At 48.0% G+C, this 26726-nt stretch carries 24 protein-coding genes; all 24 read left to right on the plus strand.

Annotation, left to right across the window (positions count from 1 at the left end):
- Positions 1-8: 8 nt before the first annotated feature.
- The 24 genes from pyrH (at position 9) to J2S00_RS00425 (ending at position 26694) form a co-directional block, all read left to right on the plus strand.
- Complete coding sequence (gene pyrH / locus J2S00_RS00310) at positions 9-731, plus strand: UMP kinase (RefSeq protein WP_307334243.1); 723 nt, start codon at positions 9-11, stop codon at positions 729-731.
- Positions 731-1288, plus strand: a complete 558-nt coding sequence (frr, locus tag J2S00_RS00315; protein ID WP_307334246.1) for a ribosome recycling factor — start codon at positions 731-733, stop codon at positions 1286-1288. The genes pyrH and frr overlap by 1 nt, the downstream gene beginning before the upstream one ends.
- A 72-nt stretch (positions 1289-1360) precedes the next feature.
- On the plus strand, positions 1361-2116 hold the full coding sequence (gene uppS, locus J2S00_RS00320; RefSeq protein ID WP_307334248.1) for an undecaprenyl pyrophosphate synthase: 756 nt from the start codon (positions 1361-1363) through the stop codon (positions 2114-2116).
- Between the two features lie 46 nt (positions 2117-2162).
- Positions 2163-2957: a phosphatidate cytidylyltransferase gene (locus J2S00_RS00325; RefSeq protein ID WP_307334251.1), complete on the plus strand. Its 795-nt coding sequence runs from the start codon at positions 2163-2165 to the stop codon at positions 2955-2957.
- Between the two features lie 86 nt (positions 2958-3043).
- The gene (locus J2S00_RS00330; protein WP_307334254.1) at positions 3044-4195 is read left to right on the plus strand and encodes a 1-deoxy-D-xylulose-5-phosphate reductoisomerase; all 1152 of its coding nucleotides are present in this window, start codon (positions 3044-3046) and stop codon (positions 4193-4195) included.
- Between the two features lies 1 nt (position 4196).
- On the plus strand, positions 4197-5462 hold the full coding sequence (gene rseP / locus J2S00_RS00335; RefSeq protein WP_307334257.1) for an RIP metalloprotease RseP: 1266 nt from the start codon (positions 4197-4199) through the stop codon (positions 5460-5462).
- Between the two features lie 49 nt (positions 5463-5511).
- Complete coding sequence (locus tag J2S00_RS00340) at positions 5512-7218, plus strand: proline--tRNA ligase (RefSeq protein WP_307334259.1); 1707 nt, start codon at positions 5512-5514, stop codon at positions 7216-7218.
- A gap of 100 nt (positions 7219-7318) precedes the next feature.
- Positions 7319-11623 (plus strand): PolC-type DNA polymerase III, encoded by a 4305-nt coding sequence (locus tag J2S00_RS00345; protein ID WP_307334262.1) that lies wholly within the window; start codon positions 7319-7321, stop codon positions 11621-11623.
- A 156-nt stretch (positions 11624-11779) separates the two neighbouring features.
- Positions 11780-12247, plus strand: a complete 468-nt coding sequence (rimP, locus tag J2S00_RS00350) for a ribosome maturation factor RimP (protein WP_307334264.1) — start codon at positions 11780-11782, stop codon at positions 12245-12247.
- 21 nt (positions 12248-12268) lie between these two features.
- Positions 12269-13396 carry a transcription termination factor NusA gene (gene nusA, locus J2S00_RS00355; protein WP_307334266.1) on the plus strand — a complete coding sequence of 376 codons (1128 nt, stop codon included), beginning with the start codon at positions 12269-12271 and terminating at the stop codon, positions 13394-13396.
- Positions 13397-13421: 25 nt separating this feature from the next.
- Positions 13422-13709 (plus strand): RNase P modulator RnpM, encoded by a 288-nt coding sequence (gene rnpM, locus J2S00_RS00360; RefSeq protein WP_307334268.1) that lies wholly within the window; start codon positions 13422-13424, stop codon positions 13707-13709.
- A complete protein-coding gene (locus J2S00_RS00365) occupies positions 13699-14001 on the plus strand; it encodes a YlxQ family RNA-binding protein (RefSeq protein WP_307334270.1) in 303 nt (100 codons plus the stop codon). The genes rnpM and J2S00_RS00365 overlap by 11 nt, the downstream gene beginning before the upstream one ends.
- A 23-nt stretch (positions 14002-14024) precedes the next feature.
- Positions 14025-16283, plus strand: a complete 2259-nt coding sequence (gene infB / locus J2S00_RS00370) for a translation initiation factor IF-2 (protein ID WP_307334272.1) — start codon at positions 14025-14027, stop codon at positions 16281-16283.
- A 26-nt stretch (positions 16284-16309) separates the two neighbouring features.
- Positions 16310-16663, plus strand: coding sequence for a 30S ribosome-binding factor RbfA (gene rbfA, locus J2S00_RS00375; RefSeq protein ID WP_307334274.1), 354 nt, complete (start codon positions 16310-16312; stop codon positions 16661-16663).
- Between the two features lie 16 nt (positions 16664-16679).
- Complete coding sequence (locus J2S00_RS00380; protein ID WP_307334276.1) at positions 16680-17663, plus strand: DHH family phosphoesterase; 984 nt, start codon at positions 16680-16682, stop codon at positions 17661-17663.
- 5 nt (positions 17664-17668) lie between these two features.
- Entirely contained in the window at positions 17669-18571 is a 903-nt protein-coding gene (gene truB / locus J2S00_RS00385) for a tRNA pseudouridine(55) synthase TruB (protein WP_307334277.1), read from the plus strand.
- 11 nt (positions 18572-18582) lie between these two features.
- A complete protein-coding gene (locus J2S00_RS00390; RefSeq protein ID WP_307334278.1) occupies positions 18583-19533 on the plus strand; it encodes a bifunctional riboflavin kinase/FAD synthetase in 951 nt (316 codons plus the stop codon).
- 121 nt (positions 19534-19654) lie between these two features.
- The gene (gene rpsO, locus J2S00_RS00395) at positions 19655-19924 is read left to right on the plus strand and encodes a 30S ribosomal protein S15 (RefSeq protein ID WP_307334280.1); all 270 of its coding nucleotides are present in this window, start codon (positions 19655-19657) and stop codon (positions 19922-19924) included.
- A gap of 151 nt (positions 19925-20075) precedes the next feature.
- A complete protein-coding gene (pnp, locus tag J2S00_RS00400) occupies positions 20076-22214 on the plus strand; it encodes a polyribonucleotide nucleotidyltransferase (RefSeq protein WP_307334283.1) in 2139 nt (712 codons plus the stop codon).
- A 94-nt stretch (positions 22215-22308) separates the two neighbouring features.
- The gene (locus J2S00_RS00405) at positions 22309-23382 is read left to right on the plus strand and encodes a polysaccharide deacetylase family protein (protein WP_307334286.1); all 1074 of its coding nucleotides are present in this window, start codon (positions 22309-22311) and stop codon (positions 23380-23382) included.
- A gap of 61 nt (positions 23383-23443) precedes the next feature.
- Positions 23444-24703: a M16 family metallopeptidase gene (locus J2S00_RS00410; RefSeq protein WP_307334289.1), complete on the plus strand. Its 1260-nt coding sequence runs from the start codon at positions 23444-23446 to the stop codon at positions 24701-24703.
- A gap of 122 nt (positions 24704-24825) precedes the next feature.
- On the plus strand, positions 24826-25080 hold the full coding sequence (locus tag J2S00_RS00415) for a YlmC/YmxH family sporulation protein (protein ID WP_307335181.1): 255 nt from the start codon (positions 24826-24828) through the stop codon (positions 25078-25080).
- Positions 25081-25198: 118 nt separating this feature from the next.
- A complete protein-coding gene (gene dpaA, locus J2S00_RS00420) occupies positions 25199-26095 on the plus strand; it encodes a dipicolinic acid synthetase subunit A (RefSeq protein WP_307334291.1) in 897 nt (298 codons plus the stop codon).
- The gene (locus J2S00_RS00425; RefSeq protein ID WP_307334294.1) at positions 26095-26694 is read left to right on the plus strand and encodes a dipicolinate synthase subunit B; all 600 of its coding nucleotides are present in this window, start codon (positions 26095-26097) and stop codon (positions 26692-26694) included. Before dpaA ends, J2S00_RS00425 begins: the two co-directional genes overlap by 1 nt.
- The last annotated feature ends 32 nt before the right edge of the window (positions 26695-26726 follow it).

Raw genomic sequence — 26726 nt, forward strand, 5'->3', positions numbered from 1 at the left:
GAACCCTTATGCAGCCGAAGTATAAACGGGTCGTCCTCAAGTTAAGTGGAGAAGCCCTGGCAGGGGAGCAAGGATTTGGAATTGACCCATCGGTGATTCAGTCGATTGCCAAACAACTCAAAGAAGTGACTCAACTTGGTGTTGAATTGGCTGTTGTTGTAGGTGGTGGTAACATTTGGAGAGGTATGGCAGGTAGTGCCCAAGGTATGGACCGGGCTACTGCAGACTACATGGGTATGCTGGCCACCGTAATGAATTCATTGGCCTTACAAGATGCCCTTGAAGCAGAAGGTGTGCAGACCCGGGTCCAAACCTCCATTGAGATGCGCCAGGTTGCCGAGCCATACATACGCCGCCGTGCCATTCGCCATTTGGAGAAAAAACGCGTGGTCATTTTTGCCGCTGGAACCGGCAATCCATACTTTTCCACAGATACCACCGCAGCGTTGAGAGCAGCAGAAATTGAAGCTGAAGTGATCCTGATGGCAAAAAACAAAGTGGACGGCGTTTACTCTGCCGACCCAAGTGTTGATCCGACGGCGAAAAAGTATGATAATCTTTCGTTTCTCGACGTACTGAAAGAGGGGCTGGGTGTGATGGACTCTACAGCTTCATCCTTGTGTATGGACAACAACATTCCGCTGATCGTCTTTTCTATTGCTGAAGAAGGAAATATTAAACGAGCTGTCTGCGGTGAAGAAATAGGGACAATTGTAAGGGGGAATTCCTGATGGTTAATGATGTGATTCAAAATGCACGACAGAGAATGGGAAAAGCAGTCAACCAGTTAAAATCGGAGCTGGCCAGTTTGCGTGCAGGCCGTGCTACTCCTGCCTTGCTTGACAAAGTTTACGTTGATTATTATGGCACCCCAACACCAGTTAATCAGCTGGCTAATATCAGTGCGCCTGAGCCCCGTTTACTAACCATTCAGCCTTGGGACAAGAGCGTACTGGATGCCATTGAAAAAGCGATTTTAAAATCTGAATTGGGTCTGACACCTAACAATGATGGAAATATTATCCGCATTGCCATCCCAGCTCTAACGGAAGAAAGACGTCAGGAATTGGTTAAAATGGTTAAAAAGTACGGTGAAGAGGCTAAAGTGGCTATTCGTAACGTTCGCCGGGATGCCAACGAGTCCATCAAGAAGATTGAAAAAGGCGGAGACATCTCTGAGGATGAAGCCCGTCGTCATCAGGAAACCATCCAAAAGACAACCGATGAACATATCGCCCAGGTGGATCAAATTGTTGCCAAGAAAGAAAAAGAAATTATGGAAGTGTAACGCGGAAGGTGACTTGAAATCACCCTCAACTTAAGAGGGTGATTTTGTTCATCAATGCTTGGAGGAATTATCATGTTACACAAGATTACCAACCGACTTAGAGAGACAAAAGGAAGTCAACGAATAGATCAAGCCAATATCCCTCAACATGTGGCCATTATTATGGACGGCAACGGCCGCTGGGCCAATCAGCGCGGCTTGCCGCGGGTAGCCGGGCACCGGGCCGGCATGAAAGTCGTGAAAGAAATTACTAAAGCGGCTGATGAAATCGGTGTTAAAATATTAACCCTTTATGCTTTTTCCACAGAGAACTGGAAGCGGCCAAGGGAAGAAGTGGATTACTTGATGAAGCTGCCGCAGGAGTATCTGGCAACCGAATTGGACGAATTAAATCAGCGCAATGTGCAGGTCCGCTTGCTGGGTTCGGAAGAAGGTTTGCCACCCCATACCCTTGAGGCTGTCAAAGAGGCCGTACATAAAACACGCCACAATACGGGACTAATCCTTAATTTTGCCTTAAACTATGGCAGCCGTTCTGAGATTGTCCAAATGGTCAAAATGCTGGCCGCCAAAGTTGAGCGTCATGAACTGAGCATCGACGATATTAACGAGCAGCTTGTCAGCCAGTCTCTGCAGACGGGAGGATTACCCGATCCTGATCTGTTGATCCGTACCAAAGAGATTCGCTTAAGCAATTTTATGCTTTGGCAGCTGGCTTATACCGAACTATGGTTCACCGATGTGTATTGGCCTGATTTTACCAAGAAGCACTTTGAAGAAGCAATTAGTGAGTTTCAACAGCGGGCTCGACGTTACGGCTCTGTTTAACAACAGAGGCCGAGACTCAAGATGACAAACGTGAGGAGGGTGTGTGTTGAAGCAGCGCATCATTACAGCAGCAATTGGTGGTTCTCTGTTTATCGTTGTTCTTATCTTGGGAGGCTTGTGGTTTGCCCTGCTCATTTCTGTCTTGGCTGTGCTGGCTTATCGTGAGATGATCCACATGGCCCGTATTCCTGTCTATTCCGCTCCCTCTCTCTTGGGTCTGGCCTTTCTGCTGGCTCTCTTGTTGTCCTTCCTGCATCGTGCCAATGTCATCCCGGTTCCGTCCTTTTTGATGATCTCCCTGGAAGCACTGTTTGTCCTGTTTCTGATCCTGTTCTTGGTCATGACAGTTATGACCAAAAATCAGGTCACTATTGAACACCTTGGTCCTTTTTTGCTTGCCGTTTTTTATGTTGGCATTGGTTTAGCCCAATTTATCTATGCCCGGGAAGCGGAAGGACTCACTTTTATTTTTTTTATTCTGGCTGTGATCTGGTCAACCGACAGCGGTGCCTATTTTATTGGACGGTCTTTGGGCAAGCATAAGCTGTGGCCCAGTATCAGTCCCAACAAAACCATTGAAGGCGCTCTAGGGGGGATTGGGGTTGCAGTGGCTGTTGCTCTCCTTTTCCAGCTTTTGACCGGTCATTTTGCCAACTACGGGAAAATGCTCAGTTTGGTACTGTTCGTGTCCATTGCTTGTCAGATAGGGGATCTGGTGGAATCAGCATTAAAGCGCTATTACGGCGTGAAGGATTCAGGAATGCTTCTTCCGGGCCATGGCGGTGTTTTGGATCGTTTCGACAGCTTAATTTTTGTTTTTGTCCTGCTCTATCTCCTTTAGGGACGATATGTTGCAAAGACCGTTGTCATTAGGCAAAATGATTGATATAGTTTGAAAATGAAAAGATAGAAACAGGGGTTAGAACAATGAAAAATATTGCAGTTTTGGGTTCAACAGGTTCTATTGGCAGACAAACATTAGAAGTGATTGCTTCCCATCCCGGTTCGTTTAGACTGGTGGCCATGGCAGCCGGTACAAACGCAGACTTAATTATTGAACAGGCCAACAAGTTTCAGCCAGCGCTTGTCTCAGTAAGTACAAAGGAGCTGGCCGAAAGGGTCAAAATACATATCCCAGCCCATACTAAAGTGGTGTATGGACTGGAAGGATTGATCGAAGTCGCCACTCATGAAGATGTACATACGCTGGTGACAGCCGTTGTGGGCAGTATTGGACTAAAACCCACCTTGGCGGCGATTGAGCAAGGGAAACAGATTGCTTTAGCCAATAAGGAGACTTTAGTGACGGCAGGCCAGATTGTGATGGAACTGGCAGCTAAACACCAAGTCAGCATCTTGCCTGTTGACAGCGAGCATTCAGCCATTTTCCAATGTTTACAAGGTGAAAACAAGAGTCAAGTGGAAAAAATCATTTTAACGGCATCAGGGGGCAGTTTCAGACATAAAAGTAGAGAAGAGCTTGTAAATGTAAGCCTTGAAGATGCGCTCAAGCATCCCAACTGGTCTATGGGACCGAAGGTAACCATTGATTCAGCCACCATGATGAATAAAGGGCTGGAAGTGATTGAAGCTCACTGGCTGTTTTCCATGCCCTATGACAACATTGAGGTTCTCTTACATGATGAAAGCATTATCCATTCCATGGTGGTTTTTCAAGACAGTGCGGTGATGGCCCAGCTGGGAACCCCTGATATGCGAGTGCCCATTCAGTATGCCTTAACTTATCCGGAACGTTATCCGTTCTTTACACCGCGGCTAGATTTGGCTCAGGTTGGCTGTTTGCATTTCAGAGAGGCCGACTTCAACCGTTATCCCTGTCTAAGGCTGGCTTTTGAAGCAGGGAAAACAGGAGGTACCATGCCGACCGTCTTAAATGCGGCCAACGAGATTGCCGTGACACAGTTTTTACGTTCGGAAATCAGCTTCCTGGACATTGAAAAAGTGATTGAGGAAACAATGAACCAGCATGAACCGATTGCCAACCCCACATTGGAAGAGATAGAAGAAGTTGACCGATGGGCAAGAGAAAGGGCAAAATCGATAGAAAGAAGGTGCTGATATGCAAACGGTGAGTAGCATTATTTTGGTCATTGGTGTGATCATCTTTGTCCATGAACTGGGGCATTTGATCATGGCCAAAAGGGCCGGCATTTTGTGCCGGGAATTTGCCATTGGCTTCGGCCCTAAGCTGTTTTCTTTCCGTAAGGGTGAAACCTTATATACCATACGTTTGCTCCCCCTTGGAGGGTATGTGCGGATGGCTGGGGAGGACCCGGAAATGGTTCAAATTAAAACGGGTCACGATGTAGGCTTAGTTTTTAACGGACAAGGTAAGGTTTCTAAAATAATTTTAAACCGAAAGACCAGGCCTGCCCATGCTGAGCCCTTAAACGTTCAACGCATTGACCTGGAGCATGATCTATACATTGAAGGTTACAATGCTGCAGAAGAACTGGTCCGGTATGAGGTTGACCGGGAGGCCCTGTTGGTCTATGACAGCCAGGAAGTGTTGATTGCCCCTTATGACCGCCAATTTGGCAGTAAAACATTGGGCCAGCGGGCAGCCGCCATTTTGGCCGGTCCGTTAGCTAACTTCATCTTGGCCTTCGTTTTGTTCACCGGATTGGCCTTAAGCTTCGGAGTTCCCAGTGATGAGCCTATCGTTGGTGATGTCATGCCGGGGTCTGTGGCAGAAGAAGCAGGTCTAGAGGCCGGAGATCGTATTCTGGCGATTAATCAAAAGGTTATGGATAATTGGAGTGAACTGGAACAAACCATTATGTTAAATCCCGGACAAGAGCTGACCTTTCTTATCGAACGAAATAACGAGGAGTTTGAGCTGGCTATCACTCCTGCGGTACGGGAACTTGATATGCAACCAGGACAGCAGTTCGGGTTTATTGGCGTTTATCAGCATTTTGAACAATCGTTTGTGGGCGCCTTTGTCCATGGATTTAATCTCATGATTGAGATGTCCACACTTATCTTCAAAAGCATCGGCATGTTGATTACTGGTGCACTGGGCATTGACGCCTTGGCCGGACCGGTTGGCATCTTCGATTTCACAGGGCAGGCTGCCCAAGCGGGGCTGCCTGTGCTCCTGCGCTGGACGGCCGCCTTAAGTGTCAATCTGGCCATTCTTAACTTACTTCCCATCCCGGCCTTGGATGGAGGGCGGTTGCTCTTTCTGGGTATTGAGGCGGTCCGGGGACGGCCTATTGACCCCCAAAAAGAAGGATTGGCCCATTTTATTGGTTTTGCCCTCTTAATGTTATTGATCCTGGTCGTAACCTGGAACGATATTCAACGAGTATTCTTCAACTAGCCGCTTTGTTAAAGCACGTTGTTAAAGATTGGAGAAGGGTGATGGAGAAATGAGACAGCAACATTATCTTGTTCCGACCTTGAGAGATGTCCCTGCTGATGCGGAAGTGGCCAGTCATCAACTGATGCTCAGAGCCGGTCTGATTCGTCAGCTGGCTTCCGGCCTGTACACCTACCTGCCTTTGGCCCAGCGTGTGTTAAAAAAAATCCAAGATATTATCCGTGAGGAGATGAATAAAGCGGGAGCACAAGAGCTGTTGATGCCTGCCCTGCATCCGGCTGAAATTTGGCAGGAAACGGGAAGATGGGATGTCTACGGACCGGAGCTCATGCGCTTATCTGACCGTCATGAACGACAGTTTGCTCTAGGTCCCACCCATGAAGAGGTGGTCACGGGGCTGCTCAGGGATGAGGTGAAATCTTACAAACGGCTGCCTATGACTGTCTATCAAATCCAGACCAAGTATCGTGATGAACGGCGTCCCCGCTTTGGGGTACTGAGGGCTAGAGAATTTATAATGAAAGATGCCTATTCATTTGACACCTCCCGTGAAGGTTTGGATGAAAGCTATCGTAAAATGTATGACGCTTACCAGGCTATCTTTTCCCGCTGCCAGCTTAACTTCAGAGCTGTCGAAGCGGACGCCGGTGCCATTGGGGGGACGGGCACCCACGAATTTATGGTTTTGTCTGACATTGGTGAAGATACCATTGCCTATTGTGATACGTGCAATTATGCCGCCAACATTGAGAAAGCGGAAGTGAACCAGCAGGAGTATGAGCAAGTTCAGGGCAGCGGCTTGCCTATGGAAAAAGTGGACACGCCTCAAGCCAAAACGATTGAACAGCTGGCGGCGATGCTCAATGTGTCGCCTAGCCAGATTATCAAAGCGGTTGCTTTGGCTGTGGATGGACAAGTGGTGGTGGCCCTTGTCCGGGGTGATTTCGAACTCAACGAGGTGAAAGTGAAAAATCTGCTTGACGCAGATGTAGTGGAGCTCTTGGATGAAGAACGGATTCGTACGGAACTGGGATCTGAGCCGGGCTTTATCGGTCCTGTCGGTTTGGATGGCTGTAAAGTAATCGCTGATTACAGTATCAAAGGCATGACCGATGCGCTAGCTGGTGCCAACGAAAAGGACAAGCATGTTGTGCATGTCAGTGTGGATCGAGATTTTAGTGTTGAATGCTACGCAGACTTAAGGCAGATCAGTGAGGGAGATGCCTGTCCTCGCTGCGCAGGCACCATTCACTTTGCCAAGGGGATTGAGGTGGGCCATGTGTTTAAATTGGGTACTAAGTATAGTGAAGCCATGGGTGCTACCTTTCTGGACGAAAACGGCAAGGAACAGCCGATGATTATGGGCTGCTACGGCATCGGTGTGACCCGCACGCTGGCGGCGGTGATTGAGCAGCATCATGATGAACATGGCATTATCTGGCCCAGAGCACTGGCACCATTTGATATTCATCTCATTGCTGTTAACATGAAAGATGATGCTCAACGGGAGTTAGCTGAACAACTTTATACCCAGCTTAGGGAGGCGGGGTATGAGGTCCTGTATGACGACCGCCAGGAGCGGGCCGGCGTCAAGTTTAAGGATGCGGATCTGATTGGCATACCGCTCAGAATAACGGTTGGTAAAAAAGCAGGGGAAGGGATTGTTGAAAGCAAGTTGCGCAAGAATGGGGAAACACAGGAGCTGAAAGCAGAGCAGCTGATTGAGCAGATTCCTTCCTTACTGGAGCAGGCTTAACCTTGGCCATGCTGAGAAAACAGATTTAAGCGTATAGCAATCAGAGGCTATTTTAACTGTTTAGTGATTGATGGAACAGGGAGAGGGGGAACATCAATCCATGACAACCGCCCTGGAAACGAAGCGGGAGAGACTGTTGGTCCTCTTGGAACAACTAGGGATTCCCCAAGAAATTCAAGACACCTATTTTAAAGAGGCTTATATAGACAAATTACAACTGTTTGAACAGGAGAAACGCTGGCTTTTCCATTTTATGATGGAAAAGCCTTTTCCGCCCGCTGTCTACCAACTCTTCTCAGAACGCCTGCGGGACTCTTTTGCCCATTTGGCTGATATTCATTTTCGCCTGCGGTATACTACACCTGTTGATCAAGGTTCACTCTTTACTGATTATTGGCCAGCATTTTTACAGGAACACCGCCAACGCTTAAATGGTGTGTTTAAACGGCTGGAGTCTTTCCCTCCCCGGTGGGAGGAACATACTGTGCGCTTCTCCGTGTTTAATGAAGTGGAGAAGGCGTTATACCAGAAAAAAGTGGAACCATTGCTTAAACAATTTTATCAGCAGTTTATGGATTTTAATCCAAAGACAGATTATGTGCTGATAGAGGCGGAAGAAGCTTATCAGCAGTTTATGGAGGAGCGGGAGAAAGAGGACCGGGCTCGGGCTAAAAAAGCTATGCAGGAAGCGGGGCAAGAGAAAGAGGCAACCCAGGCTAAAGCCAAATTGAAGCCTTCTCTTTCCACAGCGATAATTGGCTATGCGATTAAAGAAGATCCTGTCTCTATTAAAGCGATCCAGGAAGAAGAACGAAACGTGGTTGTGCAGGGGTATGTGTTTGATATTGATTTGAGGGAGTTGAAGAGCGGCCGGACCCTCTTAAGCATGGACATGACCGATTACACCGATTCTATTACAGTGAAGGTGTTTTCCAAGGGCAAAGAGGATATTGAAGCTTTTCAGGCTGTCAAGAAAGGCATGTGGGTCAAAGTGCGGGGCAGTGTCCAACTGGATACCTTCCAACGGGAACTGGTACTGATGGCCACTGATATTAACAAGATTGAAAAAAAAGGGCGGGAAGATACCCAGCCTGAGAAGCGGGTGGAACTCCATTTACATACCAACATGTCAGCCATGGACGGCGTCACGTCCATTTCCAACTATGTTCAGCAAGCAGCAGAATGGGGACATAGCGCCATTGCGGTTACTGACCATGGCGTGGCCCAGGCTTTCCCGGAAGCATATGCGGCAGGTAAAAAGCACGGAGTGAAAATCATTTATGGGGTGGAAGCCTACGTCGTAGATGACGGGGTGCCTATTGTTTACAATCCACAGCCCCGCACCTTAAAAGATGAAACCTATGTTGTCTTTGATGTGGAGACAACTGGTTTGTCCGCCGTGTACAACAAAATCATTGAGCTGGCCGCCGTCAAAATCAGGGGTGGAGAAGTCATCGGCAAGTTTTCAGAGTTAGCCAATCCCCATGAACCATTGACTGAGCAAATTGTAAAACTGACCGGGATTACCGATGACATGTTGCAGGATGCCCCGGAAATTGATGATGTTCTGCGCCGCTTTTACGATTTTGTGGGCGACAGCATCCTGGTGGCCCACAATGCCAGCTTTGATATGGGCTTTTTGCATGTGGGCTATAAACAGCTGGGCATGGATTTGAACAACCCTGTACTGGACACCCTGGAACTGGCCCGCTTCCTCTATCCCGATCTCAAAAATCACCGCCTTAATACGTTGTGTAAACTGTTTAACATTGAACTGGTCAACCATCACCGGGCGGTATACGATGCGGAAGCCACAGGCTATTTGCTGTGGAAAATGATCGGCGATTGCCAGGAAAAAGAGATTACTCAGCTAGATCAATTGAATGAATATAAAGGGAGCGGGGATGTCATCCGCCAGCGTCCCTTCCATTGCACGCTATTGGCTAAGACACAGCAAGGGCTGAAAAATTTATACAAATTGATTTCTTTCGCTCATGTGAAATACTTTCACCGCACCCCTCGCATCCCGCGCAGCCTGATTGAGCAATACCGGGAGGGGCTGATGGTAGGCTCTGCTTGTGACCAGGGTGAAATCTTTGAGGGTATGATGCAGAAGTCACCGGAAGAGGTGGAGGAGACCGCCAAATTTTACGATTACTTTGAGATTCAGCCTGTCTCCAACTATGAACATTTGATAGAAAAAGAATTGGTCAAGGACAGGGCCCATATCCAAACCATCTTAGCCAACATCGTTAAGCTGGGGGACAAACTGGGCAAACCGGTGGTGGCCACCGGCAACGTGCATTATCTCCATCCGGAAGATGCCATTTACCGTAAAATTTTAGTCACCACGCTAGGGGGAGCCACACCGCTTAATCCCAATCGCCTGCCCCTCGTTTACTTCCGCACAACCGATGAGATGCTGAAGGAGTTTCAATTCTTGGGAAGCGAGAAAGCGGAGGAAGTCGTGGTCAAACAGCCGCAGCAGATTGCGGAACAAATCGACGAGATTATGCCGGTGCCGCCCGATCTGTATACCCCGCACATTGAGGGGGCTGACGAAGATATTCGCCGTATGTGTTATAACCGTGCCAGAGAGATTTACGGAGATCCGCTGCCAGAGATTGTGGAAAAACGGTTGGAGAAAGAGCTGAACAGCATTATCAGCAACGGATTCTCTGTTATCTATTTAATCTCCCAAAAGCTGGTGCATAAATCCCTGCAGGACGGTTATCTGGTTGGATCCCGGGGGTCAGTGGGCTCCTCTTTTGTAGCTACCATGCTGGAGATTACGGAAGTCAATCCGCTGCCACCCCATTATGTGTGTCCCAGCTGCCACTATTCCCAGTTCTTTGATGACGGCTCAGTGGGCTCAGGTTTTGACTTGCCGGCCAAAGATTGTCCTGAATGTGGCCATAAGCTGATCAAAGACGGTCACGACATTCCCTTTGAAACCTTTTTGGGCTTCAAGGGAGATAAAGTGCCGGATATCGACCTCAACTTTTCCGGTGAGTATCAGCCCGTTGCCCACAAGTATACGCAAGAGCTGTTCGGGGTGGACAAGGTGTACCGGGCGGGGACGATCGGTACGGTGGCGGATAAAACAGCTTACGGTTTTGTAAAAAAATATGAGGAGCTAGAAGGCAAAACATTCCGCCAGGCCGAAATCAACCGCTTGGCCAAGGGCTGCACGGGCGTGAAGCGTACCACGGGGCAGCATCCTGGCGGGATCATCGTTGTGCCAGCCGATAAAGAAATTTATGACTTTACTCCGATTCAGTATCCGGCTGACGATAGCAGCTCGGAATGGCGCACGACCCATTTTGACTTCCATTCCATTCACGATAACCTGCTCAAGCTGGATATACTGGGACACGATGATCCGACTGTGATCCGCATGCTGCAGGATTTAACAGGCATCAATCCCAAGGAGATTCCCATTGATGATCCGGAAACCATGAAAATCTTCAGCAGCACGGAGCCACTGGGAGTGACCGAAGAACAGATCATGTCCACAACGGGCACACTGGGCATCCCCGAATTTGGCACCCGCTTTGTACGCCAAATGCTGGAGGATACCCGCCCGACCACCTTTGCTGAGCTGGTGCGCATTTCAGGACTGTCACACGGCACGGACGTCTGGCTCAACAACGCCCAGGAATTGATCCGCGAGGGGAAAGCCGTATTGTCAGAAGTGATTTCCACCCGTGACGACATCATGGTCTACTTGATCCACAAAGGCTTGGAACCGTCCCGCGCCTTTAAAATCATGGAGCGGGTGCGCAAGGGGAAAGGGCTTGAAGAAGATGACATTAACTACATGAAAGAGCACGGTGTGCCGGACTGGTATATTTGGTCCTGCCAGCAAATTAAGTACATGTTCCCTAAGGCGCATGCGGTGGCCTATGTGCTGATGGCGGTCCGCATTGCTTACTTTAAGGTGCATTATCCCATTCACTTTTACGCGTCGTATTTCACGGTCCGGGCAGATGACTTTGATGTGCAGCTGGCCATGAAAGGATCCCAGGCCATCCGCCAGCGCATAGAAGAGATCCTGGAAAAGGGCAACCAAGCCCAGCCCAAGGAAAAAAGTTTGCTGACCGTGTTGGAGATGTGTTTGGAAATGGTGGAGCGCGGTTTTCACTTTAAAAATGTGGATCTGTACCGTTCTGATGCCACCCAGTTTCTCGTCGACGGCGATGGCCTGATCCCGCCGTTTAATGCCATCCCTGGGATTGGTACCAACGCTGCTATAAATATTGTCAAGGCCCGCAATGAAGGGGAATTCCTGTCCAAGGAAGATTTGCAAAGCCGCAGCAAAGTGTCCAAGACCGTCATTGATTTTTTGGAGCAACATGGCTGTCTGAAAGAGCTGCCTGAATCCAATCAACTGTCCCTGTTCTGACCAGAAGTCTCTCGTTTTTAGCGGTGGCCAGAAAAGGATTGATTTTTTGTCACGACTATGCTATCTTAGTACTGGTAATACTGTGAATAGGCGAAATGTCAAAGAGTGGGTCGGTCCCACTCTTTCGTTTTAGGTGAACTAAAGGAGGTTCTGTGTTTGAGTAATGTGGTTGAACTGACCAAAACGCTTGTTTTGCCCATTTTAAAAGAAAAAGAATTGGAATTGGTTGATATTGAGTTTAAAAAAGAAGGGCGTAACTGGTATTTGCGGGTATACATAGACAAACCCGGTGGTGTGGACATAGAGGATTGCAGTACCGTCAGCGAGGCTTTGTCGGCCAAACTGGACGAAGCGGATCCGATCAAACAGGCCTACTTTCTGGAAGTGTCCTCACCGGGAGCGGAACGTCCTTTGAAAAACGAAGAGGACATTAAGCGGGCTGTGGGCAAACATGTTTATGTGACCACTTATGAGCCCGTTGCAGGTCAAAAAGTATTTGAAGGACGCCTGACACAGTTTGATGGAGAGACCCTGACGATTGAAATAAAAGTAAAGCTTACCACAAAAGCGGTTGACATTCCCTATGCTAAAGTGGCCAAGGCGCGCTTAGCTGTCGCCTTTTAGACTGAAAGGAGGAGAAACTGAATGAACACGGACTTTATGGAGGCATTGGATGCCATTGAAAAAGAAAAAGGAATCAGTAAAGATGTTCTGATTGAAGCGATTGAAACCGCCCTGATTTCCGGCTACAAGAAAAATTTTAACTCTGCCCAGAATGTGCGAGTAGATATTAACCGGGAGACGGGAACCGTCCGTGTTTTTGCCCGTAAAGAAGTAGTGGAAGAAGTAGGGGATCCTCGCCTGGAGATCAGCCTTGAGGCTGCCCGGGGCATGGATCCGTCCTATGAAGTGGGGGATATTGTTGAAATAGAGGTGACCCCGCGCGATTTTGGGCGGATTGCGGCGCAGACAGCTAAACAAGTGGTGACTCAACGCATTCGGGAAGCGGAACGATCCATCATTTACAACGAATTTATTGACAGGGAAGAGGACATTGTGACCGGTATTGTCCAGCGTCAAGATGGACGTTTTATCTATATTGACTTGGGCCGGGCCGAGGCGTTGATGCCCATTCATGAGAAAATGCCCTCTGATCAATTTACGCACGGTGACCGTGTGAAGGCATACATTACCAAGGTGGAGAAAACGACCAAGGGCCCGCTTATTCTTCTTTCCCGTACTCATCCTGGTTTTCTTAAACGCTTGTTTGAACTGGAAGTTCCCGAAATTTACGACGGAACGGTAGAGATCAAGTCCGTGGCCAGGGAGGCAGGGGACCGGTCCAAGATTGCGGTCTATTCCCACAACGAAGATGTGGACCCTGTGGGAGCCTGTGTAGGTCCCAAAGGAGCGCGGGTGCAAACCATTGTGCAAGAACTCAACGGCGAAAAAATTGATATCGTCCAGTGGTCCGATGATCCTGTTGTGTACGTAGCCAATGCTTTAAGCCCGGCCAAAGTGGTCCGTGTCGATGTGTATGATGACCAAAAAATGACACAGGTGATTGTGCCTGACTATCAGCTCTCATTAGCCATTGGCAAAAGGGGGCAAAATGCCCGTCTGGCTGCTAAACTGACCAACTGGAAGATTGATATCAAAAGCGAGTCTGAAGCTGAAGAAAAAGGATTGTTAAACAGGGATGAACAGGTGGCACATGAAGATATGCTGGAGGAAGAAACCACTGAGACTATCGATGACAGAGAGCAATCCTGATTGGACAGGGGGGGTTGGGTAACAGATGCGGCGTCGCAAAGTTCCCTTGAGAAAATGTGTCGCTTGTGAAGAAATGATTCCTAAAAGAGAGTTGCTGCGGGTAGTGCGTACACCGGAGCATGAAGTGAAGCTTGATCCGACTGGGAAAGCCTCAGGCCGGGGCGCCTACATATGCGCCACTCTTGCTTGTTTCCAGCTCGCCCGTAAGAAAAAGGCCTTGGACCGGTCTCTAAAGGTCAAGGTGAGTGATGACATCTATGCTACGCTGGAAGAAGAAGTGAAAAAATGGGGAAACGAACAAGATGAACACTAAATTCTGGCAGTTACTCGGTTTGGCCATGCGAGCTGGAAAGGTGGTTTCGGGAGAAGAACAAGTTTTAAAAGCTATGCAGAGACAACTGGCTTGTCTTGTCCTTGTGGCTACTGATGCTTCCCACAATACGCACAAGAAAATCCGAGATAAGGCTGCTTTTTATAACATACCTTATCTTATCGTAGGTGATAGATATCAGTTGGGACATGCTATTGGCAAACATGAACGGGTGCTTGTGGCCGTAACGGATCAGGGATTTGCTAATGGACTTAGACGTTACAGTACAGCATAATAACTTATTTCGGGGGTGACGTTATGACACAAAAACTGAGAGTGTACGAGTATGCTAGAAACCAAAACATGAGCAGTAAGGAAGTATTAGAGATCCTGAAGCGTCTTAATATTAATGTACGCAATCATATGAGTGTCATGGATCCGGACATGGTGAGCAAAGTGGAAGCCTATATGGAAAGATTGAAACAAAAAGCAGAACCTAAAGCCAAAGCATCTCCCGCCAAAAAAGAGAATGACAGAAAACACAGACCCTCCAAAGGGCAGGGTAAAAAGGACGGACAAAAGAAACCGCGGCAGGCTGATACACCACATGAAAAGGTTGTACCATCCCGTGCCGAGATGACGGCAAGTGATGAGGCGGACAACGTACCTAAAAAGGAAAAACCGAAAAGAAAGAAACTGCCTAAACACAGTGAAGATAAAAATCAACGCAAAGAACAGCGCCATGACCCGCAGGGCAACAAGTCGAAAAAGTCCAAGCAGGCTGGCAAAACCCACAAGCCTGAGCAATTTGTTGCAGCTGAAAAGTCAGTTGAAAAAATCACTGTCTCCGGCCCTATGACCGTTGGGGAACTGGCCAAAAGCCTGAAAAAGGAACCTTCTGAAGTAATCAAAAAACTGATGATGCTTGGCATCATGGCCACTATCAATCAGGAAGTGGACATGGACGCCATTACCTTGATCGCAGAAGAGTATGGCATTGAAGTTGAGCACAAAGTGGAAGTGGATGAGACTCAATTTGAGCTGATCGAAGAACAAGATGATCCGGCACTGCTCAAGGAAAGGCCGCCTGTTGTCACAGTGATGGGTCACGTTGACCACGGTAAAACTACTCTGCTGGATACGATCCGGCATACCAACGTGACCGCTCAGGAAGCAGGAGGCATTACCCAGCATATTGGCGCCTATCAAATTGATTATGAGCAGAAGAAAATCACCTTCCTGGATACTCCGGGGCACGAAGCGTTCACCACGATGAGAGCCAGAGGGGCCCAGGTGACTGATATCGCCATTATCGTTGTTGCCGCGGACGATGGTGTCATGCCCCAGACAAGAGAAGCGATCAATCATGCTCAGGCTGCCAAAGTGCCGATTATTGTAGCCATCAACAAAATGGATAAACCGGAAGCCAATCCGGAGAAGGTGAAGCAGGAACTGATGGAGCTCAATCTTGTGCCTGAAGAGTGGGGCGGTGATACGATCTTTGTTCCTATTTCTGCCTTAAAAGGAGAAGGCCTGGATGAACTCATGGAAATGGTCCTGCTCGTGGCTGAAATGGAAGAATTGAAGGCAAACCCGGACCGCTTAGCAACTGGCACGGTGATTGAAGCCGAATTGGATAGAGGGAAGGGCCCTGTGGCAACCGTATTGGTCCAGAACGGCACCTTGCGTGTGGGCGATCCGATCGTGGTGGGCAACACTTATGGACGGGTGCGGGCCATGACCAATGACAAAGGCCGCCGCATCAAAGAAGCCGGACCTTCCACTCCTGTGGAGATCACCGGCTTACAAGATGTGCCTCAGGCAGGGGATCAGTTTAAAGTCTTTGAAGATGAGAAAAAGGCGCGGGCGATCGGTGAAGCACGGGCAGAGAAACAGAAGCAGGAAGAGAGGGCCGCTACATCACGGGTTAATCTGGACGAATTGTTTCAGCAGATACAAGAGGGTGACATCAAGGAGATCAATGTCATCCTGAAAGCGGATGTGCAGGGATCTGTCGAAGCCCTTAAAGCAGCATTGGAAAAAATTGATGTAGAAGGGGTACGGGTCAAGATCATCCACTCTGCTGTGGGTGCCATCACCGAATCGGATGTGACCCTTGCGGCGGCATCCAATGCCATTGTTATCGGCTTTAACGTGCGTCCCCAGCCCCAAGCCAAACAGTTGGCTGAGGAGGAGAAAGTGGATATACGCCTGCATCGCATTATCTACAATGTCACAGAAGAAATTGAAAATGCCATGAAAGGCATGCTGGATCCGGAGTACCAGGAAAAAGTGATTGGTACGGTGGAAGTGAGACAGATTTTCAAGGTCTCCAAAGTGGGAACGATTGCCGGTTCCTATGTCAAAGAGGGCAAAATTACACGCGATTCCATGGTGCGCCTCATTCGTGACGGTGTCGTGATCCACGAAGGTAAAATCAATGCCCTGAAACGCTTTAAAGATGATGTGAGAGAAGTAGCCCAGGGCTATGAATGCGGCATTACCATTGAGAATTATAATGATATTAAAGAAGGCGATGTCATTGAAGCCTACGTTATGGAAGAAATTGAGCGGTAAGCGTAAGCGATGAGAGGTGAACAGTGATGCGTGATGTTCGTGTTCAGCGTGTCGGTGAAGCCATTAAAAAAGAGTTAAGTCAAATATTTCAACAGGAATTGAAAGATCCCCGCATCGGCTTTGTCACGGTGACAGGGGTGGAAATGAGCGGAGACTTGCAGCAGGCTGAAGTTTATCTCACTGTGCTGGGCAACGAAGAACAGAAAGAACAAACTCTGGAAGCGCTGGCCAAAGCGAAGGGATTTATTCGCTCTGAAATTGGCCGGCGGGTACGTTTACGTCACACGCCTGAACTTGTTTTTAAATTTGACGAATCGATTGAATATGGTAATCGCATTGAAAAATTGCTGCAAGAATTAAACCAAGAGGATAAAGGCTAATTAAAGGAGTGCGTCTATGCAAACATACCGGCAAGCTCTGGCCCAAGCCTCACAGTTTATAAAAGATCATGATCAGTTTCTGGTGGTATCACATGTGAATCCAGATGGTGATGCAACAGGATCTGTATTGGCGGTTGCCCATTTGCTCCACTTTCTGGGTAAATCATACATGTTGGTTAATGAGGGAGCTTCCCCACGGCGCTTTTCATTCTTAAAAGGGTTCGAACAGATTATCAACTTGTCGGAAACACCTGTCGATCAGCGGTTTCGCTATGTCATTGCCGTCGATGTAGCCGACCAGGAACGATTGGGGGAGATCGGTCCATTGTTTAGTGATGATGCCGAACTGCTTAACATTGACCATCATCCCACCAACACACGCTTCGGTCAAGTGAATGTGATCCAACCTGAAGCGGCCTCAACCACTGAGATCCTGTACGATTTATGCCAACGTCACTTCCAACAGGCCTTTGCTCCTGATCTGGCAGAGGCTCTGTATACCGGACTTTTAACCGATACGGGCGGGTTTCGCTACGCCAACACCACTCATAAAGTGCTGGAGATGGCAGCTGACCTGCTAACTTATAACCTAAGACCGGCCAAGATTGCCCAGTACGCCCTGGAAACAATCACCACAGGCCATATTAAAATTTTGAAGCAGGCTTTGGATACCTTAACCTTTGCCTATGAGCAGCAAGTGGCGCTGATGTCTGTTTCGCTGGAGGCGATTCACCAAACGGGAGTGGACCGTGACGATATTGATGGCTTAGTAGGCTATCCGAGCAATATTGCTGGTGTTAAGGTGGGCATCCTGCTCAAAGAGGTGGAGCAAGGTCAGGTGAAAGTCTCACTGCGTTCAAGAGATACGGTCAATGTGGCCGAGATTGCCCAAGTTTTTGGGGGTGGCGGTCATGCCAAAGCAGCCGGATTCACTTACAGAGGGACTCTGGCCGAAGCAAAGCAAGCTTTGCTGGCCAAATTGGAAGAGGTGTTACACTGAGTAAAATGGACGTATTAACTGGCATCCTGGTCTTAAACAAACCTAAAGGGATGACCTCCCATGACTGTGTCTCCGCGGTCAGAAAACTGGCCAAAACCAAAAAGGTGGGCCATACGGGCACCCTGGATCCTGAAGTGACCGGTGTCTTGCCCCTTTGCCTGGGAAAGGCGACCAAGATCGCCCAGTTTTTGACCGAGAAAGAAAAGGAATATATTGCCGAAGTGACGCTTGGTTTTGCTACGACCACCGAGGACCAGTCAGGTCAGGTGGTGGAAGAGAAACCTGTACAGGAAGCTCCCCCAGAAAGGGTTGTTGTAGACGTTCTGAACCGCTTTACAGGTGAACTAGAGCAGACTCCGCCCATGTTTTCAGCCGTAAAAGTAAAGGGGAAGCGGCTGTATGAATGGGCCAGGGAAGGGATAGAGATCGAGCGGCCAAGCCGCCGGGTGGTGATTCACCACCTGGAACTGCTCCGTTATGACCAGGGTTTGCCCTATCCTACCATTAGGTTTAGAGTACGCTGCTCCAAGGGTACTTATGTACGCACATTGGGAGTAGACATCGGCAGGACCTTAGGCTACCCTGCCCACCTTTCTTCCCTGGTAAGGACCAAAAGCGGGCCGTTCAGCTTGGAACAAAGTGTCACGCTTGATGAAGTCAAAACTTGGAGCAGTGCCGATTGGCCAAAGAGGCTCTATCCCCTGGATGCTGCTCTGACCGCTTATCCCAAAGTGGAACTGGAAAAAGAGATGATTAAACGGGTAAAACACGGCCAAACGATTCGCCTTAACTACAGGGTGGAAAAGGGTGAACTGTACCGTGTGTATGACCCCCATGGCCAGTTTATTGCCCTTTATTATGCGGCACAACCAACCTTGTTGAAACCAAAAAAAGTTTTGTTTACATAAAGGAGTACCCTATGAGAGTTTATCAAATTACTCATCCGTCAGATCTGAAAGAAAAGCCTGCTCCGGCAAGTGTTGCTTTGGGCAACTTTGACGGTGTGCATCTTGGCCATCAAGCTGTCATTCGTCAAGCGGTTAGGCGGGCGGACGAGCAGGGCATCTGTTCAGCTGTGATGACGTTTTACCCTCATCCCAAAGAGGTGCTTGGTCTGGTAAAGATGCCTGCTTATCTGACACCTCTACCGGATAAACTGGATGTGTTAGCTGGTTTGGGACTTGATGCAGCCTATGTGGTTCAGTTTACTCCGGCCTTGTCCATGCTCTCACCTGCCCAGTTTATTGAACAGTATATTGTAGGGCTGAATATTAAACAGGTCGTGACCGGTTTTGACTTTCATTTTGGCCATAAGGGAGCGGGCGATATTCACACCCTTGAGCGATGGAGCGGTGAACAGGCTGATTTTGCAGTGGATGTCGTCCCCAAAGTGAAACAGGATGAGCAAAAAATCAGCTCTTCCCTGATCCGCTCACTCTTGAATGAGGGAGATGTAGCCCAGGTACGTGCTTTATTAGGTCGTTCATATCACATAGCAGGAAAGGTCGTTCATGGAGACAAAAGAGGGAGAACGATCGGTTTTCCTACAGCAAACCTTGAGCCCCTTTATCCTTATGTCATTCCCAGATATGGTGTATATGCTGTCTATGCCACATGTGGCCAAGAGCGCTATCCAGGGGTGGCTAACGTAGGCAGAAAACCTACTTTTCAGCAGGCAGAGGCTCAGATTTCGATTGAAGTTTACTTGTTTGGCTTTAACGGGGACTTATACGGTGAAACATTAACCGTTGAATTTATCGACTTTTTACGTCCGGAACGGAAATTTGAGTCGGCCAGTGCCTTACAAACCCAAATTAAATGTGATGTTCAAAAGGCCCAAAGTATTTTAATGGACTCGACAAACATTTGAAATTATGGTATCTTAACTTAGGATGTCCTGTACAAGGACAAAAAGCAACCTATTGCTTGGCTATGCGCCTCACCACCGCATGGCTATGCTTTAGGGGATCATATGAAGGAGGTGAATAAGGATGGCATTAACTCAAGAACGCAAACAGCAAATCATCGAAGAATTTAAAGTCCACGAAAACGATACAGGTTCTCCGGAAGTGCAAATTGCTATCCTTACGGAAAAAATCAATTATCTGAACGAGCATTTGCGCGAGCACAAAAAAGATCACCATTCTCGGCGTGGTCTGTTAAAAATGGTCGGTCAGCGCCGAAACTTATTAACTTATTTGCGCAAGAAAGACATTCAGCGCTACCGCAACCTGATTAACAAACTTGGCTTACGCCGTTAAGGCAGACAGAAAGCGGGATATCTCCCGCTTTTTCTGCGTCCTTGAACTTGTTTTTAACCTGTTTTTTTTTCATTTTTAATCAGATTAAAAGAAGGAAATACTAGACTATTAGCGAATATAAATCCTGTATCGAGAGGAGGAAACAACATAGATGAGTAATGATGACGTTAAAGTGTTTGCAACAGAGTGGGCAGGAAGGCCCCTTAGTTTTGAGATTGGCAAAATGGCCAAGCAAGCGAACGGTGCTGTTTTGGCCCGTTACGGTGACACCGCTGTTTTATGTACGGTGACGGCCTCTAAAGAGCCCAAGGATCTGGATTTCTTTCCCTTGACCGTTAATTACGAGGAACGTCTCTATGCCGTGGGAAAAATTCCTGGTGGCTTCATTAAACGGGAAGGCCGCCCCAGTGAAAAAGCGGTCTTGGCCAGCCGTTTGATCGACCGGCCTATTCGCCCTCTTTTCCCAGATGGTTTTCGCAACGAGGTACATGTGATCAGTACAGTGTTATCCGTTGACCAGGATTGCTCCCCTGAGATTACGGCCATGATTGGCTCTTCCTTGGCTCTCATGATCTCTGACATCCCTTTTGGCGGCCCCATAGCTGGTGTTAATGTGGGGAGAGTAGATGGAAAATTTATCATTAATCCTACTTGGCAGGAATTGGAGAAAAGTGACATCTACCTGACAGTGGCTGGTACCATGCAAGGGATCAACATGGTGGAGGCAGGTGCAGACGAAGTGCCTGAGGAGATCATGTTGGAAGCCATGCTGAAAGGGCATGAGGAGATTCAATCCTTGGTTCGCTTCCAAGAGGAAATTGCTCAAGAAGTGGGCACAGAGAAAATGGAAGTGGAACTTTATACGGTGGATGCTGAGATTGAGCAAGCTGTTGAATCATATGTAAAAAAAGACCTGCTTGAAGCCATACAAGTGAAAGATAAGCAAGCTAGGGAAGAAGCTATTCAAGCTGTAAAAAATCAAACCTTAGAGCACTTCAGCGAACAAATCAATGAAGATGATGAGGACCGGGACAAAAAACTGAAAGATGTGGAGTTGGTGTTTGACAAGCTGCTCAAACAGGAAGTACGTCGCCTGATCACGGTTGACAAGATCCGGCCTGACGGACGTAAAAGCGACGAAATCCGTCCCATTTCATGTGAAGTTGGTTTGTTGCACCGTACGCACGGTTCGGGATTGTTCACCCGTGGACAAACTCAGGCTCTTAGCGTATGCACCCTTGGTGCGTTGGGAGACGTGCAAATTCTTGATGGCTTGGGAGTAGAAGAATCTAAACGATTCATGCATCATTATAACTTCCCTCCATTTAGTGTGGGTGAAGCACGGGCACCCCGGGCGCCAGGACGCCGGGAAATCGGACACGGAGCATTGGGAGAACGGGCATTGGAGCCCATCATACCTTCTGAAGAAGAATTTCCGTATACGATCCGCTTGGTATCTGAAGTATTGGAGTCCAACGGGTCTACATCCCAGGCCAGTATTTGTGCCAGTACGTTGGCCTTGATGGATGCAGGGGTTCCCATTAAAGCACCTGTGGCCGGGATTGCCATGGGACTAGTCAAAGAAGGGGATCACATCACCATCTTGTCCGATATCCAGGGAATGGAAGATGCACTGGGTGATATGGACTTTAAAGTGGCGGGAACGAAGAAAGGTGTTACCGCTTTGCAGATGGACATTAAGATTGACCAACTGTCCAAAGAGATCTTGGTAGAGGCTCTGGAACAAGCCCGGCAAGGACGCCTGTATATTCTGGAGAAAATGCTGGCTGTGATCGAAGAGCCAAGAAAAGAATTGTCTCCATACGCCCCCAAAATTAAAACCATGCGCATCTCACCGGAGAAAATACGTGATGTGATAGGACCCAGCGGCCGCATGATCAATCAAATCATTGATGAAACAGGCGTAAAAATTGATATTGAGCAAGATGGACGCTTATATATTGCTTCTCCGGATGTGGCCATGATTGAGAAGGCCCAGCAGATCATTGAAAACATCGTGCGCGATGTGGTGGTAGGCGAAACATACCTGGGCAAAGTGAAGCGGATCGAAAAGTTTGGCGCCTTTGTGGAAATCCTGCCTGGCAAGGAGGGATTGGTCCATATTTCTCAACTTGCTGAGCAGCGCGTTAATCGTGTGGAAGATGTGGTGAAAATTGGCGACGATATTCTGGTTAAAGTGACAGAAATTGATGATCAGGGACGCGTCAACTTATCCCGTAAAGCATTGCTTAAGGAACAAAACCGGAAATCCCTCAGCAAAAGAAATTGAGTGCTATAGTGATATAGCCTCAATTTTTTTGCATCAATTTCCCCTGTGGACAATAGAATGATGGAGAGAGATGTTGTCCATGGGAGGAAGTGGCATGTCCGTGTCCAAATTTGAACAAGGAAAGAAATGGTTGGTTGGTCTCTGCTATGGTCTTACCTTCATGATTGTGCTGGCCCTGGTTAATGCGCCAGCTGTTCAATCATACATATACACTTTAAAAAATCCTCATGTGGAAACAGCAACCAGTGTCGTTCTTGATTCGCAAGCTATGGGGGATACAGACTCACAAGATGCAGGGGATAAAGGCCGGCAACATGCGGGGGACCGTACAGACCCTCTGCTGAAAGAGATAGAAGCGTTGGCCCGCACCATTAATGAACAGCCGGTCAATGCCCGGATTGACAGGGTCTGGAAAGCGATACCGGGGTACAACGGCATTGAAGTCGATGTGGCTAAATCATATGAGTTAGCCAAACAGACAGGAAAGGTACGGCTGGAACATCTGGTGATCAACGAAGTGGAGCCGGAAGTCAGCTTGGACGACCTGCCACCTGCTGCTATTTACAGAGGGAATCCTAAAAAGCCGATGGTTGCCTTTATGGTCAATGTAGCGTGGGGAACGGAATATGTGCCGCAGATGTTAGACATTTTTGATGATTATCAGGTGAGAGCGACCTTTTTCCTGGATGGAAAGTGGTTGTCACGGAATATAGAAGTGGCGCAGGAGATCGTCACACGGGGACACGAAATCGGTAACCACGCCTATTCCCATCCTGATATGCGCAGGCTGAGCATCACAGAGATCCATGAGGAAATCAGCAAGACAGAGCAGCTGATTCAAGAACTTGGGGTTAGAAGCCGTTATTTTGCCCCGCCTGCCGGAGCCTATGATAACCGTGTGGTTAAAGTGGCCAGAGAGCTCAATATGCATACCGTCATGTGGACACTGGATACGGTCGATTGGAAAAAACCTGCTCCTTCAGAAATTAGAGCCCGCATTGTGCCTTATCTGGAGAATGGTTCCCTGATTCTGATGCATCCTACTGCCCCAACGGTTGAGGCACTCCCCAGCTTAATTGAAGGTGCACTGCAAAAGGAATTGCAGGCCGGGTCCGTAGCGCAAGTGCTCAGTCCGGAGAGAACCATAGCTATTGTGAGAGTTGAATAACTTTGGTATATTATTGCTTAAACAGAGCAGTATGATTGGCAACATTTAAGGAGGATTCATCTTGATTCAAACACATCGGTTTGCAAGCGGTTTGCGCCTCGTCATGGAAAAAATCCCTTCGGTGCGCTCAGTATCTATCGGCATTTGGATTGGTGCTGGATCAAAGCATGAAACACCTGAAAACAACGGCATTTCACACTTTATTGAGCACATGCTGTTTAAGGGCACCACAACCCGAACGGCCCGGGATATTGCCGAAGCATTTGACAGCATCGGCGGACACTTAAACGCCTTTACTTCCAAGGAATATACCTGTTATTACGCCAAGGTACTTGATCAGCATGTGGAGTATGCCTTTAACGTTCTGTCTGATATGTTTTTTAACGCCACGCTTAGTGAAGAGGAGTTGGAAAAAGAAAAAAACGTCGTACTGGAAGAATTGCACATGTATGAGGACACGCCCGATGATGTCGTCCATGATCTGATCGCTGAAGCCACATACAAAGACCATGCCTTGGGTTACAACATCTTGGGGCGCGAAGAGGTCTTGCAGCAGTTAACCCCGGCACATCTCCGCCAGTACATGGATCAGTATTACACTCCAGAAAATACCGTGGTTGCCGTTGCGGGCAATATTGATGAAGCTCAATTAATCAACCTGGCCCAAAACTATTTTGACCGTTTTACAAACCATCACAAACCTAAAGGACAGTCCCAGCCTTTTTTTACCAGCGAACATTTGCTTAAAGTGAAGGAAACGGAACAGGCCCACTTGTGCATCGGCTTACCGGGATTACCTTTCGGTGATTCAAAACAGTACGCTCTCATCTTATTAAATAATATTTTAGGCGGCAGCATGAGCTCACGTTTGTTCCAACAAATCAGGGAAGAACAGGGGCTGGCCTACTCAGTATTCTCCTACCATTCCTGCTTCCAGGAGACAGGCTCGCTGCATATCTATGCCGGGACATCCCCCCAACAAATTGAAAAGGTATATGAGTTATGCACGTCCATTCTTCATGATCTGGCTAGAGACGGCATAACAGAAAAGGAATTAAGGAATGGCAAGGAACAGTTAAAAGGTCATCTAATGCTCAGCTTGGAAAGTACCAATGCCCGCATGTCTCGCATTGCCCGCAATGAACTGCTCTTAAACAGGCATTTGACCCTGGATCAAATTGTGGCAGGTATTGATGCGATTACGCTGGACGATGTTCACGAGCTGGCAGCCCGGCTGTTCAGGCAGAAACACAGCTTCGCTCTGGTTAGTCCATTGGAGCATATTCCGGGCAGCATACATCCGGAACACCTGCTTGTTTAAGCCTGCATTCTCCCATCTGAGGATGGGTTTTTTTTATGTCTTATTAGCGGCTCCCTTGTCATGATGTTTACCAGGGTTGAATAAGACAGTAGTAGAATGATGATGGAGAGGAGATGTTGCTAGTGCGCTTAAGTGAACTGAGCGGAAAGGAAATTATTGATGTGGACAATGGGGAGCGTTTGGGACTGGTGGGGCAGACCGACCTTGTCATCTGCGAAACAACAGGCAGCATTCATTCGCTCCTTTTACCTACGGCCTCGTTTCTTGGCCTGGGGAAAAAGCGGGCGGAGGTCGTCATCCCGTGGCAGGCCGTGCGCAAGATCGGTCCTGAAATGATGATCGTTGAATTGAGGCAGAGAGGAAGAGTCTATGAATAGGAACAAAAAAATAAGCATTTAATCCTGCACTCCCTCTAGGCACCTGTCATACGATGAAGGTAGATAGGTAATGATTCCAGTTGATACCATGTTCTTCAGGAAAGGAGCCAGTTCATTCATGTTGACAGGTTGTCATATCGCCTTCATAGGTGGAGATGCCCGGCAAATAGAAGTGATTAAAAAGTGCAGTGAACTGGACGCTACCATTTCGCTTATTGGTTTTAACCAGTTGGAAAGCCAGTTCCCGGGAGCAACGAAAGTGGATCCTGCCCCAGAAATATTTGAAGATGTGGATGCCCTGATCCTGCCCATTGTGGGCGCTCATGCTGACGGGATTGTGGAAAGTGTTTTTTCCGACCAAACCATCATCCTAAAGGAAGATTGGATCAAGACCTTGCCTGAGCACTGTGTCATCTATACGGGGATGGCCACGCCATATTTGGAGCAGCTGACCTCAAAATACAACATCAAGTTAGTCCGGCTTTTGGACAGGGATGATGTGGCTATTTACAATTCCATCCCTACAGTTGAAGGTGCCTTGATGATGGCCATCCAAAACACGGATATCACTTTGCACGGATCCAAATGTGTTGTGTTGGGATTAGGGCGAGTGGGCATGTCGCTGGCCAGAGCACTGCATGCGCTCGGAGCTAAAGTACTTGTAGGCGCCCGCAAACCGGAACATTTAGCCCGTATCTATGAGATGGGTTTAACACCTTTTCATATTCAGGATATTAAACAATATATCCATCACTGCGATATCCTGTTTAACACGATTCCGGCCAAAGTGGTTCCGGCAGAAGTGATTGTGCGTCTGCCTTCTCACACCTTAATCATTGATTTGGCTTCTAAACCTGGAGGTGTAGACTTCAGGTTTGCTGAGAAAAGAGGGATTAAAGCGCTCTTAGCTCCCAGCCTGCCTGGAATTGTTGCACCGAAAACTGCCGGCCGCATATTGGCCAATGTGATCACTCAGCTGATGATTGAAGAACGGCAATCCAGGGGGGAAGAATAATGGATTTGAAAGGCAAAACCATTGGCTTCGGCTTGACCGGTTCCCATTGCACCTACGCAGAGGTGATACCGGAAATCAAGAAGCTTAAAGACGGAGGAGCAAGGGTGATCCCGATCGTCACCCATACAGTCAAATCAACGGATACCAAATTCGGCCAGGCAGAGGATTGGTTGAGCAAAATTAAGGAGATTACCGGGGAGGAAATTATTGATAGTATTGTCAAGGCTGAGCCATTAGGCCCCTCCAAGTTGCTTGATGTGATGGTGATCGCCCCCATGACGGGCAATACAACAGCCAAATTGGCCAATGCCCTGACGGACAGTCCGGTGCTGATGGCTGCTAAAGCGACTCTGCGCAACCTTCGTCCGGTCGTGGTTGCCATTTCAACCAACGATGGGTTAGGACTGAATGCGGCAAATGTGGCTAAGCTGATCAATACCAAAAATATCTTTTTTGTTCCTTTTGGTCAGGATAATCCTTTGGCCAAAACCAACTCTTTAGTGGCGCGCATGGAATTGATCAAGGAAACATGCGAAGCGGCCTTGGATGGAAAACAACTTCAACCCATGATAGTAGAAAAATATAAGTATATGAATTAAAATAGTAGAATAGTGACATTGAAGAAGGTAAT

Source organism: Caldalkalibacillus uzonensis, from assembly GCF_030814135.1.
GTDB lineage: Bacteria > Bacillota > Bacilli > Caldalkalibacillales > Caldalkalibacillaceae > Caldalkalibacillus > Caldalkalibacillus uzonensis.